The 18085-nt window shown below is 44.3% G+C and carries 8 protein-coding genes; all 8 read right to left on the minus strand.

The features are described from left to right. Window positions 1-264: 264 nt before the first annotated feature. Window positions 265-2745 (minus strand): glycoside hydrolase family 95 protein, encoded by a 2481-nt coding sequence (locus tag C5745_RS15120; RefSeq protein WP_105717848.1) that lies wholly within the window; start codon window positions 2743-2745, stop codon window positions 265-267. 16 nt (window positions 2746-2761) lie between these two features. Further along, window positions 2762-4369: a glycoside hydrolase family 28 protein gene (locus C5745_RS15125; protein WP_105717849.1), complete on the minus strand. Its 1608-nt coding sequence runs from the start codon at window positions 4367-4369 to the stop codon at window positions 2762-2764. A gap of 67 nt (window positions 4370-4436) precedes the next feature. Continuing rightward, complete coding sequence (locus tag C5745_RS15130) at window positions 4437-5510, minus strand: pectinesterase family protein (RefSeq protein WP_243403367.1); 1074 nt, start codon at window positions 5508-5510, stop codon at window positions 4437-4439. Between the two features lie 107 nt (window positions 5511-5617). After that, the gene (locus C5745_RS15135) at window positions 5618-7246 is read right to left on the minus strand and encodes a DUF5123 domain-containing protein (protein WP_165793106.1); all 1629 of its coding nucleotides are present in this window, start codon (window positions 7244-7246) and stop codon (window positions 5618-5620) included. A gap of 17 nt (window positions 7247-7263) precedes the next feature. After that, window positions 7264-9291 carry a RagB/SusD family nutrient uptake outer membrane protein gene (locus tag C5745_RS15140; RefSeq protein ID WP_105717888.1) on the minus strand — a complete coding sequence of 676 codons (2028 nt, stop codon included), beginning with the start codon at window positions 9289-9291 and terminating at the stop codon, window positions 7264-7266. Between the two features lie 13 nt (window positions 9292-9304). Beyond that, a complete protein-coding gene (locus C5745_RS15145) occupies window positions 9305-12586 on the minus strand; it encodes a SusC/RagA family TonB-linked outer membrane protein (RefSeq protein WP_105717851.1) in 3282 nt (1093 codons plus the stop codon). A gap of 148 nt (window positions 12587-12734) precedes the next feature. Then, complete coding sequence (locus tag C5745_RS15150) at window positions 12735-17033, minus strand: hybrid sensor histidine kinase/response regulator transcription factor (protein WP_105717852.1); 4299 nt, start codon at window positions 17031-17033, stop codon at window positions 12735-12737. A gap of 262 nt (window positions 17034-17295) precedes the next feature. Then, complete coding sequence (locus C5745_RS15155) at window positions 17296-18075, minus strand: rhamnogalacturonan acetylesterase (RefSeq protein WP_105717853.1); 780 nt, start codon at window positions 18073-18075, stop codon at window positions 17296-17298. Window positions 18076-18085 lie beyond the last annotated feature (10 nt).

Here is an 18085-nt window from a genome sequence, read left to right on the forward strand (position 1 = left end):
AGTGCAGGGAAGTCCACCCAAGTCCGTCGAAGTCCGCCAAAGTCCGTATATACTTTATATAAACTTCGGTTTAACCTCCTATCAATATCGGGAAGGCTTCGGGTTAACTTCGGGAAGACTTCGGATTAGCACTGAGGAATCTTCGGGAATATGCCAAAGCCAACCCGAGCATTTGCCGAACAAAAAGCGAAGATGTCCCAAATCAGTCCCGAACCAATCTCGAACCAATCTCGAACAACTTCTGAAGGACTAGTGGAGGAAACGTTAGCTAGCAGAAAACGTATACCGTTTACCAACTTTCGTATCAAACTCTACCAGTTTTGTTTTTGGTACCGTGAAACCTTTTAAGCTTGCTTTTTCTGATTTTAGTGGAGCTTTAATTTCGCGCACTTGAAAAAATGGATTAACATTCTCTCCTCGGGCAGTATGGAGTTCCACATCTCCTTTCAAATTTGTTGCCTCTGCCAAACGAAGGCGGCAGTTTCCGCCTGATTTGGAGTGAACCGTTAAGCTTGTTAGTATCCCGTTATCCCACGCCATATCGATCTCAAATCCCCCGCGGGCTTTCAGGCCACTCACACTACCGCTAGGCAATGCATCCGGTAACGCGGGTAAAATAAAAATATTACCGTCGTAAGACTGAACTAACATCTCGGCAATCCCCGATGTACAGCCGAAATTTCCGTCAATCTGAAATGGTGGGTGTGCGTCCAGCAAATTGGGGTAAGTACCTCCGCCTTGCCCCTTGTCTCCAAGAGGAGGACTTAGCTGCTCTTGGATAAGTTTATAGGTCTTGTTGCCATCTAACAGCCTCGCCCACCAGTTCACTTTCCAGCCCATAGACCATCCAGTCGACTTATCGCCCCGATACGTTAACGAGTTTACTGCAGCTTCGGTCAGGTCTGGGTGACGGAAGGGCGATATTTGCCCTGAAGGGTATAAACCGTATAGATGTGAAATATGACGATGCTTATCCGTCGTTTTATCCAGATCTTCCAACCACTCTTGTAATTGGGTATGCTGTCCGATCTGCATAGGAGGCAGCCGGTCCAAAGCGATTTTAACAGAATCGGCCAATGAAAGATCTTGATTTAATATTTTAGATGCTTGAACAAAATTATGAAATACATCAAAAATCAATTGATTATCCATGGTTGTCCCTGCCGAAACACCGATGCTGCCTGGTAAGTAAGAATTCTCGGGTGACATCGAAGGGCTGATAACCAGCCATCTCCCTGAACGATCTTCGTGCAGAATATCCAGATAAAACAGGGCTTTTCCTTTCAAGACGTCATAATGTCTTCTTAAAAACGCTTTTTCGCCATTATAGAGATAATGTTGCCAAATATGCTGGCTCAACCAAGCGCCGCCCATTGGCCACATACCGTAATAGCCGCCGTCAACGACACCGGTAATACGCCACAGGTCCGTGTTGTGGTGCATATTCCAGCCCCGCGCGCGATACATCTCTTTAGCGCTTTCCTGTCCCGTCACGGAAAGATCTTCTAGCATCGAAAATAAGGGTTCGTGCATTTCCGAAAGATTCGTAACTTCTGCGGGCCAGTAATTCATCTCGGTATTGATATTAACAGTATACTTGCTGTCCCAGGGTGGGGATAGCTTTTCGTTCCAGATTCCCTGGAGGTTGGCTGGTTGTCCACCGGGTTGTGATGAGCTTATGAGTAAGTAACGGCCAAATTGGAAATAAAGAGAAACCAGCTCCGGATCGTGCGCTGTGGCAAATTCCCGCACACGAACATCGGTTGTCTTATTGGCCTGTGCCGAAGTGCCTAGATCTAATTTAACCCGATTAAAAAAGGTTTGGTATCTTTTGCTGTGTTTCGCTAAGGCCTTATTATATTTTACTTTTAATGCATTGTTCAATGTGGTCTGTGCACGTAGCGCGGGCTGACCGGTTAAATCGTTGTACTTATTAAAGTTCGTGCCGATAGAGACATATAAGATCACTTCGTCCGCATTTTTGATTTCGAATTTATCATTACCTGCAGTCAGCTGTCCCCCTCTTAGTATAGGGTGTACGATACCCTCAAAATTCACTTTCCCCGTTTTGCTGTCGACGGAACCGCTCGTGCCGGAGAGGTGCATTTGGTTTTTCGTTAAGGTTAAGGCATGCACCTGATGTGGTGTGCTGAGACCGACTGAAAAAGATAAGGCATTTTTTTGGGAGGACGTCAAACGGATGATGACCACGTCGTCTGTAAAAGACGCAAACACTTCCCGATGATATTGAACACCGTCAACTCGGTATGATGTACGTGCTACCGCATCTTGTATATCTAGTTCCCGGTGAAAGTCACTATACGTATCGTGACCCTTAAAATCCAGCCAGAGGCTGCCGAATGTCTGGTAAGGCATACCGTAGTCTAAACCTTCCGGCGCTTGTCTAGGAAAGGTAGCGTTCGACAGATCTTGCGCCTCCTTAGGTTTTCCCTCAGCTAGTAGTTTTCGTATCGCTAAAATATTGTCATGGGTGTTTTTGGGGACGTTGTTACCGGGTTCTCCTGCCCATATCGTTTCTTCATTTAATTGTATCTGCTCTTTGTCTGGGCCGCCGAAAATCATAGCGCCTAGCCGACCATTACCAATGGGTAAAGCTTCGTTCCATTCCGTGGCAGGTTTATCATATTTCAATTTTAAAGGCTGGTTTGCCAGTAGTCCATTAAAGGGTACGACAATAAAAGCCACAGTAATAATAAGGGAAGTTTTTAGCAATAATTTTCTCATAGTCATACAGAATTTCTTAGTTTACTCTTACAGCATCAGCATGTGCACCGTAATCGAAAGTTACTTTATTTTTGTCAATAGTTGAATTTTCAAAGGCAATATTTGAGGAGTTGGCGCCGTGTACCTCTACATGTTGAGGCTGTTTCTGGTCGACATCTAGCTTGTTAAGCGCTATGTCTTTTGCGCTTTCTATGTAAACGATAGGGCCTTCACTTGCAGTGTGTAGTCGCGCGTTTTCGATTGCTATATGTCTTGCATCTTTAATTTCCACACCTTTATTCACCGTTAAATTTAAATTCTTCATATGGATATGCTGTACAGGCATTTCTGGCAACCCACGTACGAAAACACCTACCTTTCCGCCATTACAACTGACATTTTCAATGAATATATTTCTGATTTGCGGGGTTTCCACCGTTACGGGCGGAATTTCTTGTACTTCGTTTGCCTGTGGCGGTTTCGTCCAGTAATACATATCAAAGAAGATGGCTTCGTCAACGATGTTAGACATGTTTATATTGCGAATATGAATGTTTTCTACTATTCCCCCGCGTCCACGTGTCGTTTTAAAACGTATTCCTTTGTCGGTTCCCATAAAGGTACAGTCTTCGACAAAAATATCTCGTGCTCCCCCCGACATTTCGCTTCCTACGACAAATCCACCATGGCCTAAATAAACTTTATTTCGACGGATGATTACTTTCTCTGTGGCAATCCCTCTTTTTCGTCCTTCCTCGTCTTTACCAGACTTAATACAAATAGCATCATCACCGACGTCTAAAATACAATCTTCAACGAGCACATAAGAACAAGATTCAATATCAATACCGTCTCCATTTTGGGCATAGTCGGGATTTTTGATCTTGACGTCCCTAACCGTAATATGCTGGCTCATGAGCGGGTGCAGGTTCCAAGCAGGGGAGTTTTGAAAGGTAACACCCTCCAACAATACCTTTTCGCAATTTGTTAAAACGAGTAAGTTGGGGCGTAAGTAATCTTTAATATCTTCAAAATCTGCCAAGGTCCTCCCCTCGCTCAATAGAACGGATCGTTTTTCCTCATGCGCTCGTTTTGTTTTTTCCGATGGAAACCAAGTTTTACCATCATCACTGATCAGTCCACCTGAGGCAACCTTATCACGCCACGCTCTGTCCGTTAGCGCTCCTTTTCCGACCATACGCCAGGCATCGCCGTTGCCGTCGATAGTACCTTTTCCCGTAATAGCGATATTTTTTAAGTTTCCTCCGCTGATGGGAGACTGGTTGCGGGCAGATGGTTTGCCTTCATAATTCCCCTCTACAATCTGGTACTGGTCGAAGTCTGCCGTGAACTGCAGGAAAGCGTTGTCGTTTAAATGCAAATTCACATTGCTCTGTAATTCCAGTGGTCCTGAAAGCCAGTATCCAGCGGGTATCAGAACCACACCACCGCCTTTTTTACTGCAGGTGATAAGAGCTTCCTGGATGCTTTGGGTATTGAGCGTATGGCCATCACCCTTAGCCCCAAATTGTTGTATGTCGATGGTGTCTTTCGGAAATTCCGGTTGTGTGACTTGCGGCAGATTATCCCAATGATAGGGGCTTGCCGAGGACTGTGCCTGCGCGTAATCGATATTGTTTAACATACATAAAACGGTGGCTCTGAGCAAAATCTTCTTTGTGCGGTTAAAAATCATATTCTATCTTTAAAAATTACGGTTCAATATCCAAGTTTATATCATCAGCGATAAAGTCGGGGTGTTTGCCTGCGATCACTTTATCGTAACTGAATTTAACAGCTTCTTCAGCTGGTAGTTGCCTAGACCACGAAACACGCGTTTCTGGACTAGCCCCCCATCCCCTAGAGTTGAATTCAGCATAGAATGCTGTTCTCTCATTGTCGGGGTTTCCCCAATTATGCCATCCGGATTGCTGTATGTGCTTATCCATTGCACAGTCGATGAATACCGCTTGAGCGTGCGGACGCCAGGGCCTGCCGAGATAAACCGAACTTTTGGCTATCTCAGAGCGAGCTGTGAGGGTACATTGATGGAATACATATCCATAGGCTTGATCTTCGGGGGTAGATGCCGCTGTGATGTACCCGTTCCGAGTACTTTCCAACTGGCAATTATCGAAAAATGCGGTAGAGCCGCCGAAGATAAAATCGACCGATCCTTCGATAAAGCAGTCTTTTAGGTATTGATAGGTTCCATTGCCAGCATACCACGTATCTTGATGGCCTAAAAATCTACAGTTACGAAAAGATGAGTGAGCACCACCGATATTGATCGCTAATGCCTGTCCCGCATTTATACCTGCGGTATTTTCGAAAGTTATGTTTTCAGCAACGAAATTATTTCCCCGTACAAAGAACGATGCGGAACCACTTGTTCCGTAGTCGGAACCATCCGGTTTAATGCGACTCGCATAGTTGTTGTAGGTCAAAACCGTTGTTGCCGCATCCTCTCCTACCAAGTGGATATGATCTTTGTTCCGGGGTACGGTAATGACCTCTTTATAGATGCCATTTTTGATGTAGATGTAATAGGATTCCTGTGCATTGTCGGGTGCAGCATCAATCGCTTCCTGAACGGTTTTATAATCGCCGGTACCATCCGCCGCTACAACCCCATCCGCTTTGATCGTTTTATCCTCTTCTTCTGTCGATGTCGTTTCCGAACTGTTAGAACAGGACAGGAGAATAGGATAAACAGCTATTAGCAGGATAGCACATAGCATCGAGATATCCGGTATATAATTTTTTGTTTTCAATAGTAAAAGCATATTTGTTTTTTATTCGTTAATTTTAATCCTGTGCGATTAATGCTATTTTTACTGTAAGATATGCGCGCAGACCTTAAACGAAGAGTCTGCGGCATATCTCGTTGTTTTTATTCGAACCAACGTGGATCACCCGCTGTTCCGCGACCGCCAAACCCGGAGCCGGGATTAATCCTAAAATCGCCGGCGTCCGGATCCACAAAAAGATCGGCAGCGCTACCGCTGAAGAGCGTAATATCTGCAAATCCACGGGAATCCCTTTCGATTTCAAACTCGTTCGTTCGATAACTGCCTGCAAAGGATACCGGAAGGCTGAAGTTTGCATGGTCATAACTGGTTGCATTCAGTTTCGCACCACTGTTTGTGCCTGAAATAATATTGCTTCCCGCCTCCATCTCTAATGGGAGCCTATTGGTATCAAAACGGAGCAACTGACTCATAGTGGCGTTCTGATTGTAGAAGGTACAGTTTTGTACTACAATCTTTTTGACGGCAACCCGCACGTCCATGAGCTGTGTAGAAAGATCCGTTAGTGTACTGTTGGTAAACTTGATGGAGTCTACAACGGCCTCACTTCCGCCCACATTTACAACACCCCAGCCGCCGTTTTTATGAATTCTGCAATTATCAAACTCAATTCGATTCACATTGACGGCATTATTCAAACGCACCACGCCGTTGCCAAAGCCTTCTATAAAACAGTTGATGAATCGGTAACCTGTAGTCTGTGTACCTGCCTGATCGGAGGTGACAAGGAAAGAACTTCCCGTAATAGCGTGAAGGTCCACATTCTCAAAAATAACCCTACCGTACTGCGTGTCCGATAGTTTAAAAGAACTGATTTGTAATATTGGATTCTTACCGTTAGCATTCGCTGTTCCGGTTATACTAACGCTGATTACGCCCGTCGGTAACGTTACGGAACCCAGATTATACGGTTGATCTCCCGAAAAGTTTAAAATTATCTCCCGTTTCCCTGCCGCCAATGCCGCTGAGACTAACGCTGGTATATCATCTCCAGGAGAGACGGGGATGATTTCTCCTCCGGATATACCTGAGGTCACAAGTACCCGAGTACCTCGCAAAACATCGTCGTTGAAAATAGAGATCATATAGATTTTACCCGGCTGGAGCCCCGTAATCGTTACAGTTCCTTCTGTTTTATTGGAAGCAGTCAAATCAATCCGTCTTACCTCGGCATCATCGTCTATCGGATCGGTGACCATGATATGGGTCACATTGTCCGTCGCTGGCCAATGCATCGTAATTTGGTCTAAGGATATATCGGCACCGGAAAACAATTGTTCTGCCGTGGTCTTGAAAAACAGTTCTACATAGCCTGACTCCTGGCCGGTCTCCGTATTTACGCCTTTCATGCGTACAGAGTAAAGAGATGTTCCGTCTAAATCCTCAAATATGGTGCGGTAGACCACCCGTGTTGGCGTGGTGGACGGTGCAAAAGGTGTTAGCGTATCCGCTAGTATTTCTACTGTTTTGACAATCTCATTAAATGCTAAGCTATCTTTGCTGAACTCAAAAATGTATTTGGTAGCGGATACAGTTTGGGTATAGCCGATTTCTACATCGGTAGCACCAATGTTAGTTGTTTCAAAACTTAGCGATCGGAAGAGCCGCGCATGTGAAGGGTCGACATCCCAATCGTTGACTTTTTTCTCGCAGCTTGATATGGCTAGTGCTATCGCCACTAGCATGATCATGTTTATTAAATTCTTTCTCATGATTGTTTTCTTAACCATTAATACCCATATGAATTTTCCAGATAGCCCCTTGACTCACGGATATCGTCCACATAGATTGCGAACGGATAACGATAATTGCATACACCGTTCCCCATCTTATATTGTTGCAGTAAATTCTGAATTTCGGTTCCATACGTTAGAGTAGATAGAAATTCCGAATAGTCGTACGAGGCCATCAGGCCTGTTCCTGCCAATAGTGTCCTCACGGGCCACATCGTGTAGTTGTAGGTACGGCCCTGCTCCACAGTGACCGGTTTTTTGGCTGCCTCTGGAAACCAAGAGACAGACAACCAGTCGCCTCCGGGATTAGCGGGAAGATCGCCGTAATAGTTTAATGAGTTTTGATCTATATACTCTGCGTTCCGGAACCGGTAGTAGACGGTTTTGGGGAAATCCGAAGGTTGATACGTTTTGTCAAATATGGTAACAGGCCGTGTGTTATCATACATGAGACAAAGTGCTTTCTTCATGTCTTCGATTTTGTCGTATAACAATCCCCAACGCACCAAGTCTTGTTTTCGGATCGATTCTCCCCCAAACTCCCAAGCGCGCTCGTTGATAACCGCATTTAGGAAGTTGGGATCATATTGGGTAATTTTTGACGATCCGGGACCGAAAGCTCTTTCACGTACCTTTTCTAATGCTTGGCGTGCCGATATGCCGGCAGCTTCATGTACGGCGTCTGGGTTTTCTAATTGGCTCAACGCTTCGGCATACATCAGGTAAACGTCCGAATAGCGCATCAAAATCCAGTTCACACCGGTTGCAATCCTTCCACTGGCGGTTCTGTGCATCGCTAGATAGGCATCGGACATCCAATATATCCGCCATTTTCCAAATTTGACATCATAGGGATTGGTACTTATATTTTCCTTGTTATCCCCGCCGTATCCAATCCAAGTCAACGTTACATCGCGACGCTGATCTTCGCGGTCGAACGAGTAAAAATAGTAAGCGGTAGAGGTTACATAGCTACCGCCGAAGCCCCGCGATCCGTATTTAGATCCGCCTGCGACCGCGTAGCCCATCAACGAACCGACATCACCATTTTGGCCCATACCGAAAGCAACTTCAAAAAGATTCTCATTAAAACTGTTCAATTGTCCGCCACATACAGTTTCCCATATATGTTGAAAGCTCGGGTCTAAGGCGTGTGGGTTGTCGGGCGAACCAAGCAACTCTGCGGTATGTTGCGCAGCAATCTCATAATAGTCACGCCAGTTTTGTGGTCGGCCGACGTAGTAACCGTTGGTTTCGGGAATGGTAGGGTGTTTTTCTGCGGTAGAGTTGGGGAATAGACGCGCATCCCTGAGCGACCAGCCTCCAGCAAATAAGGCTACACGTGCCAACAGACCCTTTGCAAAGCCCTTGGTAACGCGCTCTACGGTGCCGTATTCGCCCGTAGCACCTTTATAGGGTAGGTACGACTGCGCTTCGTTTAAATCCTGTACCAGATAGTGGTAAATGGTATCCTTGTCTGACTTTCCGGAATATACGTTGGAAAGGTCGGATTTAGAAGCTTCTTTTTTATAAGGTGCATCGCCCCAGTAACGTGCTATCTCGAAGAATGCCAACGATTTCAGCGTAAGTGCTTCTCCCAACAGCGGTTTCATAGTCGCGGCATCGCTTTCCAAAATGGGGGAGTTACGGATGCCATCCACGACAGCCGTGGACATCTCGGCAAACTCATAAAGACGTTGCCAGCGGGTCGTTTGATTATTGGCGTCTCCAAAAAAGTTGCCTGCACCGTAATCACTAGTCGGTTGGACATAGTTCGTCTCGCTAAAGCTACCATTGGATTCCGTATCCGATACGCCTTGCCAGTTTACGGCAAGTTTTTGACCGTATATATATGTATCTGTCATCCGTCCATAAAGCCCCATGACGGCTGCTTTTGCCATGGAGCTGGTATTGAATACGGTCTCTGGGCTCAACGAAGAAGGCGATTGTGTTTCTAAGTATTTTTCACATGCGGTGAAAATCGTGACGAACACGATGGAAATTATTCCTATTATCTTTTTCATTTTCATCATCTCTTTAAAATGTAACATTTAATCCAAACAACACTTTCTTAGATTTTGGATAGGCTGAATACCCTACACCGGGGGTTAATGCGTTCCCTTGAGTATCTACTTCGGGGTCCTGTCCGGTATATTTTGTCCATACATGAAGGTTATAGCCCGCAACGTACACGCGTAGGTTTTGCATGAGCAAACGGTTGGCGATATGTGTAGGTAGGGTATAACCGAGGGTTAGGTTGCTTAGCCGTAAGAACGAACCGTCTTCGATAGCCCAATCTGTCAAGATGCGCGCATTCGCCGCCATCGGATTCCACATGGTCTTGCCTTCGTTCAAAGCCCGGAACATATCGGGATTCGCTTCGTTTCCAAACATAATGTTGTATCCGGTAGCTGGATCGATGGTGGTAAAACGCTCCGATAGCCGCATATCCGCACTTAGATTTTGGTAGCGTTTTGATCCTTCATAGGCAGTGAAATCAATTTTGTCTGCATTATAGATGTTGTTTCCGTAAGACCAGTTGAACATTGCGGCTAAGTCGAAATTTTTGTAGCGGCTATTCAACATAAAACCCCCCGTATGTTTAGGCTGTGCTCTACCGATGACCATCCGATCATCGTCTGGGTTAACAACGGTTCCGTCTTCTCCAATTTTTTTTAGCTTGATATGGCCCGGACCAAAATAATTGCCGGAGCGTGACATAACGTGGGAAGCGTCTACCACACCTTCGTTCAAGATCCACTTATTTTGATCCCCATCAAAATGGAAATCATCAAAGGTATAATAGCCATCTGAAAGAAATCCGTACATCAGCCCTACAGGTTGTCCTACTATAGCTCGGAAATCATCCCGCCCAAAATCTAACCATGCCGAGGCGGGTGTATTCATCTCGTCCAATCCATCGAGAAGTGCCCGGATTTTATTTCTGTTGAACGAGATGTTGAAGTCAGCCGATAACCGAAAGTCTTTTTTTTCCATCAACACAGCTGAGGCCGAAAACTCTAATCCCCTATTGGAAGTGCTACCGATGTTCTGGTATTGATTTGCATAGCCGGAACTGGAAGGAAGAGGAACTTGAAGAATCAGGTCGTTCGTAATATTATTATAGGCATCGATGGTGACATTGAACCGGTTGTTCAAGAAGCTTAAGTCTAAACCTATATTGGTAGAGACCGTACTTTCCCAGGTTAGGTTTTCATTTTTGAGCGTGTTTTTTGTACGTAGTGCACTCTGTGGCGTTTCGCCGATGTAATACAACTGATTACCTCCGGTGACGAAGCCATATTCCTGTCGCCAATAAGAACCTACTCTAGCGTTGCCCACCGCTCCACGGCTTAAACGTAATTTTCCATCAGATAGCCATGTACGTGTATTCTCCATAAAAGCTTCATCGGAAAAACGCCAGGCGAAAGCAGCACCGGGAAAGAAGCCCCATCGGTTACCGGGCGCAAAAACGTTCTTCCCATCTACTCTTCCGATGAGTGTTAAGATATATCGATCACGGAAGGTATAGTTTACGCGAGAAAAGAAAGACGAAGTCCGGGATGGCTCACCAATGGTGGTATAGGTAGGTTGCGGTGTGCCGTAATTCCACATTGCGAGTACATCTTGAGGTGTGAAGTCTTCGGGGTAAAACTTAGACTCCATTAACATATCGTTCCGTTGGCTATTCGTGATTTCCTGCCCACCCACAATGGTGAAACGGTGCTTATCTTCTTGTAGATTAAAATCATACGTCAGTACGTTTTGTATAGAATACAAGGTTCCCTTTCTATCTTCTCTTCGCGCCACGGGCTGTCCGCCGTTTGCGCTTGACTGTCCCGTGCCCCGTACCCAGATGTTATCCGTAAAATCTTTATTATAGCCAAAGGATCCTTTGGTGCTAAAGTTCAGCCCATCGATAATTTTCCAGTTGAAGCCGGCATTAAACGTGAGATTAAAACGATTTTGATCTTTATATTCGTTTTCCACATTCACAACGGGATCTCGCAACGAGCTTAATGCCTCGGGCGATGTGATATCTTCTGCGCCGCCAAGGGCATCCTCGTTCAAGGAGGCTAAACTACGTACCGGGGCATATTTAACGGCTTCCCGGAGTTTTCGACCATCCGATATACTGGGACCCTGTATTTCCGTCGCAGACATACGCGAATTAAACTCGAAAGACAGTTTAGGGCTGATTTTCTTATTGAGCTTGGCACTAACATAATCGCGCTGATAGGCAGAGTTAAGCATGATATAATCTTCATCGTCCCGGGTGTAATTAATATTATACGTTAAGCTGCCATCTTGGTCGCCCCCACTGAGTCCAATATTGTAATTCTGTTGTATACCTGTATTGCCGTAAAGCCGGTCTTGCCAGTTGATGCCGGCTTTAGATTTATAGATATCCAGGTCTTCCCACAACCCGTACATAGAATTGAAGCTGTTATTGGCGGAAGTAGAAGGATCGAGTTCCCGTTGCCAATAGACGTATTCGTAGGGAGATAGTACTTCTGTCAAGTTGTAGACGTTACTGGCACCCAAAAACGAACTAAATGCGATTCTAGGCGAGCCGCCTCTACCAGACTTAGTCGTGATCAATACGACACCATTTGCCCCCTCTGACCCATAGATGGCCGTTGATGCAGCGTCTTTCAATACGTCGATGGTTTCGATGTCAGTCATGGGGATATCGTTGATATTGGCGACCCGGAAGCCATCCACGATATATAACGGAGCGTTGTCTTGTGTGATGGAGTTTCCTCCGCGCACACGGACCTTTATATCGGCATCTGGAGACCCTTCTGTCACAGTTACATGAACACCCGGCATTCTCCCTTGTATAGCCTGGAGCACCGAGACTGTTGGTAAATCTTTAAGCTGCTCCGCATTTATCGATGCAACGGAGCCGGTTAGATCTTTACGCCTTGCCGTTCCATATCCAATGGCAACTACCTCTTCTATGGTCGAGGAACTTCCCTCTAAAACAATATTGACAAGGGTTCGCCCAGACAGGAAGACCTCCTGCGATTGCTTGCCCATATACATAAAAACGAGAACGGCATTTTCTTCGATGTCTTGTAAAGTATACTGGCCGGTATTATCGGTCGAGGTAACTTTATTTCCTCCTTTGACGCTTACTGTTACGCCTTCTATTGGATTGCCGTCGGTATCGTTCACTCGTCCTGTGACGTCAATCAGCTTCTGGGCTGCTGCGGTCTGCAGCAGCAGATCTGGATCAGATCCCCCTGCATGAGCAGTATAGGTATAACAAGCTATACTGATCAAAAAAAATGATGTGATTAAATTTAGTTTCATATTACTTTGGTTTATAATGATGGCACCTTTAAATGCAACCGATTGCAGTAAAAGACAATGCAAGTATAAGAGACATCGACATTTTCGAGGTCCAAATTTTGATCAATAAGGTTCAAATTTTAAATCTGTCTCTCTGGAAAGCGAGATTTTAGGGTTTATTTCCTTCTGGATATTTTTTTTGTTGAAAATATGCTTTAGGCGACGTACCAAACTTGTCACGGAAACAGGTACTGAAATACTTCGGGTTACTAAAACCGACTTGATAGGCGATTTCGGTAATATTATCCAGCCCCTGATCTAGTAATATTTTGGCTTTTTGAAGCCGCATGTCACGTACAAACTCAACTGGCGGGATATCAGTCAAACTTTTGAATTTTTTATAAAATGTATTTCGACCCATATTGAGCGAATCGGCTATTTGGTCAATACTTAACGTCGGACATTCCATTTTTTCCTCCACAAAGGAAATAACTTTCCGGAGAAATTCCCGGTCATGGTCTGTGATAATAATATCATCCGTGCATATCAACAGTTCGCGTTGATTTAACATATGATCAAAAAGAAGCTTACGTTGCTTTAAAAGGCGTTGTACAGACGCTAATAGAAAATCCAAATGGAAAGGCTTGGTAATATAATAATCTGCACCATATTCGAGCCCTTGGATCTGCGTTTCTATGGCGTGTTTTGCGCTTAGCAGAATAATAGGGATATGACTTGTTTCGGTCTGCTCTCTTAATTGTTTCACAAGCTGTATTCCATCCATACCCGGCATCATCACATCGCTAACGATGATGTCCGGTTGATGAGTTATCGCCGCAGATAGCCCATTATCACCCCGTTCTGCTTCTATGACCTGATAATGCTTGCACAGCTGCGAAACCAAAAAGGCACGGAGCTCTCCATTATCCTCAACGACAAGGACTTGTTCCTTTAGTTCTTTTGTTCCCGAGCCTTCTTTTTGCTTATCAGCATTGAGTTCCGGATATGCACCAATATTTTTTTGGACAACAGGAATAACCTTAGGCTCGGTGCATTGTTCTTCATCCAACATTAAAGAAAAGGTAACCTCCAGCCCTCCGCCCTCGCGATTTTTTGCCCATATTTCTCCCCCATGTAACTGTATAAGCTCTTTGGCAAGAGATAAGCCGATACCGGAGCTTTTTTCCGATTGTAGCAAAGGTGTCGATTCTATATGGAAGAGTTCAAAAATTTCGTTTAAAGCTTCTTCTTTTACGCCGGGTCCCCGATCGCGTATAGAAAGGGTTACAGCACGTGTTGCTGTATTTACATCAAAAGCGAGGACAATCTCCGTATCGGGGTAAGTATATTTTAAGGCGTTTGATAACAAGTTATAAAGAACAATTTCTATATTATCCTGGTCTATGTTCAAAAATAAAGGTGCATTGGGAAGATTGTGTTGTAGACGGATATTTTTTTCCCTTGCAGCAATTTGAAAACCATCCAGCACGTGTTGCACAAGCGAAATAAAATCAGTCGAGCCTTTATGCAATTGATAGCTGTTTTCCTGTATCTGTCTTAATTCCAGGAGTTGATCTACAAAACGCTGCATGCGTTTTGCGTTCAAGTTGATTAATTGTGTGTACTGACGAGTTTCTTCATCTAGCTGTGTGCTCTTGAGCAGTTGCTCCACCGGACTTAGAATGAGGGTCAAAGGTGTTCTTAATTCGTGCGAAATATTTGTGAAAAAACGCATTTTGACTTCCGCCATCTTTTGCTCAATCATGACGCGCTGTTTTAGGAGCCACATCGATTTAACGAAGTGTCGAACGATTACTAGTATGAGTATGGTGAGGCATAAATAAAGGCTATAAGCCCACCATGTAGTCCACCAAGGAGACAGTATGACGATGGAAAGCCTTCGGAAAGGCTCAGCTGTATCAAGATCATATTCCCCTTTTACTTCAAATAGATAATGGCCAGGTTTTAGATTGGTGAATGTCGCCCGATTTAGCGACCCGTTCTGCTGCCATATACTGTCCAATCCTAATAACCTATATGAAAAATTATGGTTGCTCGTGTAGAAATCTGTCAAAGCAAAGTCGACACTGATGTTGTTTTCGTCGTGTGAGAGAATCAGCGTATCGATATACTGAATATTCACTTTTTCCTTTTCACCTATTAGATTTCGCTCCTCATTATTGACCCACAGCCTTGTCAACACTAACTTGACCGCCTGGATGTTTGCATGGATGTTTGCGGGACTTACCTCGAGGAAGCCTTTGTTGGTCCCAAAGAACAGACGGTTTTCCGCTGCTCCGGACACTGTCTTCTCCGAGAAAGACAGGCTATTAAGACGATCTCCAGAATCCATGTTCATAAACTGTTTACGATGTTGGTCGTACTTGATTAAGCCACCTTCCGTGGAAAGCCACAGGTCGCCGGTAGAATCGGCGATACCACCTAGAATAAAGCTGTTGTAAAGGCCTTCCCGCCTTCCGTAATTTGTGAAATTCAATTTTCCAAAGGGATTGCCGTCCACTTTTGTGAGTCCGCCGCCAGACGTACAGAGGTACATGGATCCCTTTGCGTCAGAGAAAATATACTGTATGTCGTTGTCGCCCAGTTTTATGGTATGATTTGGTGTGTCAAAGAAAAAACGAGTCTCTCCGTGGGGGGCATGTATCACTAGTCCTTCTGTTGTTGCAACCCACAAGTTTCCATGTTGATCAAAAGAGATGTGGCGAATTTTGTTGAATAATCTGTTTTGCGTCGCATGGTTTTTCCAAGCGATTTTTTTCACGTCAACCTTTCCAAACCCATGTTCCAATTTATATAATCCATTATCGAAAGTACCTATCCAGATACGTTGTTTCTGATCTTGAACCAATGTATATATTTGATTGGCGTTTAGCCCATGCTGTTCGCTCGTGATCCTACTTAATGTATAACCCCCATCACCTTTGGTTGCGGCTTTAAATAATCCTGAAGCCTTCGTCCCGATCCAAATATTACCGGAATGATCTTCCAAAAGACTGTAGACGCCATCAGATTCTTTAAAACTGGTCGCAGTAAATGGCGAAATCGCCTTTTCGTTCTCTTGGACATAGAGGTTACCTGCTTTCGTTCCTACCCATAATTTTGATGTTGCGTCCAACATCAAACTTCTGACCTCATCGTTTAAAGCGCCATGCTTGTCAACAAAAAGATCATGATGATGAAATGCAACATCGGAAAAAACAAGTTTGGTAAACCCTTTCTCCTCAGAGGTAAACCATAAAGCTCCATTATGATCATAGAAAAAAAGATAATTATATTGAGGTAAAACAGTGGTTTGCGACCCAATGTCGTTTATCGAGAATTTAACCTCCTGAGCATTTTCATCAAAGTAGCCGAAACCACCTCCTCGTATGCTGATCCATACGCGATTGTTGATGTCTTCGAAGCAAAAAAACGGTGTCTTCGTATTCTGTTTAGCATATAACGGTTTAAAAATGCGTGACAAATTGTTGCGTCGATCCAAGTAGAGCACAGCGCCTTCCTGTTCTATCCAAACATTTCCGTTACGATCTTCGTACATGCCAAAGAGGGATTGATGTCCTTCGATGAGTTTATCTACAGCCTTCGTAGAAAGGTTAACTCTAAATAGGTAGCCGTCATTACGTGTTGCATATAGGAAATCACCATAATTTGAGAAAAGGATAGCATGGAGGATATCTCCGCCTATCTTTATCTTCTGCACTTGATGTTGACCATCTTTTACTAACAATATATCGGAATTATGGGTTATAAATGCAGAGCCCCATTTTCCATAGGCAAATTTGACGACCGGCCCATCTGTATACACGCTATCCGTGGATTGATATTCTCTATCTAACCGCTGTAGGAGATCGAGCCCCTTGTTAGTCCCTATCCAGATATGTCCGCTTTTATCCTGATGGACGATATTAATAGTATCCGAAGAAATTTGATAGGACCTCGAACTTTCCGTGCTATAATGTAAAATTTTGGCTAACCGATCTCTACGGGGGACAGCCACTATACCTTGATTTTCTGTGCCGAGCCAGATGTAATCATCGGTTAAAAGGAATATTTTATTAAATAGAATCGTGCGCCCTAGGGATTGTCTTATCAGTGGGGATAAGGTGTGGAATCTTTCGGTCGTTTTGTTAAACCAATAGATTTGGTGGTCGTAAGTAAGTATCCACAAATAGTCATCGTCATCTAAAATCTGTATGATTCGGCGATTCAATAAAAAAGATTCGCTGTTTTGCTGAATACCATCAAACGTTTTAAAAGTGGTTCCGTCATATCGATTGATACCATTCCAGGTGCCTAGCCAAAGGAAACCATCTTTATCTTTCGTGATACACGATACTGTACGGTGGGAAGGGCCATTTTCCTTGGTATATGTTGTTAAATGACCAACCGCTTGTGGAGAACCCACAAGCGGTAAGACAGCAAGTAATATGATGCAAAGCGTACGCAATTTTCTGAAAAATTAATTGTTAGGCAGCTCGTAACTGTCGTCTTCTGTCGGGTGATAGAAATGGGTTGTCTTTTACGCTGACCCATCAAAACCCGTCCCGCTTGATTAGCTTAATTTGGACTACTACTCCATTTTGAAACATTACACTCTCCTAGAGAGTTTATGCGGTTTATTAATTATGTTATTACAATATTAGCTAATAAATACCGAATAATGTCGATAAAAAAGCTACGCAAACGTTGTAGGGAGCGTTGTTGATATGCTACAATCCTTTTATCGCGTCAAAAACCAGTTGAGCAACAGCTTTGCCTCCTGCTGTCTGGAAATGGGTATTATCTTTTTGTCCATCCGGATAAGCTTGAAACTGTCCCGCGGAAAAATTCATAAAGTAATTTTTTGTTACATAATCTTGTCCTTTTTCTGAGAAATGAGCCATCGACAGCTCGTTTAGATCAATTAGCTTGACGTCCATTTCGGCAGCCACTTCTTTTACGGCTTGCGGATATTCCCCATGTACATTGTGGAGTCTGCCATCCTTCCACGGATAGTTGCGCGCCACCGGCGTAAGTAAAATAGGCAGGGCACCTTTTTGGCGTGTTTGGTTAATGAACAGGCGCAGAAACTCCTTATAGCCTTGAATATCTACATAGCGCTCCGGCTTGTTTTCCGCGGCATCATTGTGGCCAAATTGTATCATGACAACGTCTCCCTTTTGAAGCGCGTTATAGACAGCAGACCATCGGCCCTCTTGAAAAAATGTACGGGTGCTACGCCCCCCTTTGGCGCGATCGTCAACCTTCACTTGGTCTACTTTGCCAAGAAGATGTTCCACGTGCTTTAAACTATCTGCAAGGAAGAAGGGTTGGAACATCTGCCCCCAACCCACCAATGGATATCGTTTTGAATCGTAATCGTTCTCCAACGAATAGTCGGCGACTGTTGAGTCGCCAATCAGGTAGATGGTGGTTACTTTTTGATTAGAGAAAGAAGCAAGTAGGACACCTACTGCAAAGATGATTACTATTAGGCTATATTTCTTCATAAGTTTACTG

Origin of the sequence: Sphingobacterium haloxyli, from assembly GCF_002980525.1 — a bacterium.
In the GTDB taxonomy this organism is placed as follows: Bacteria; Bacteroidota; Bacteroidia; order Sphingobacteriales; family Sphingobacteriaceae; genus Sphingobacterium; species Sphingobacterium haloxyli.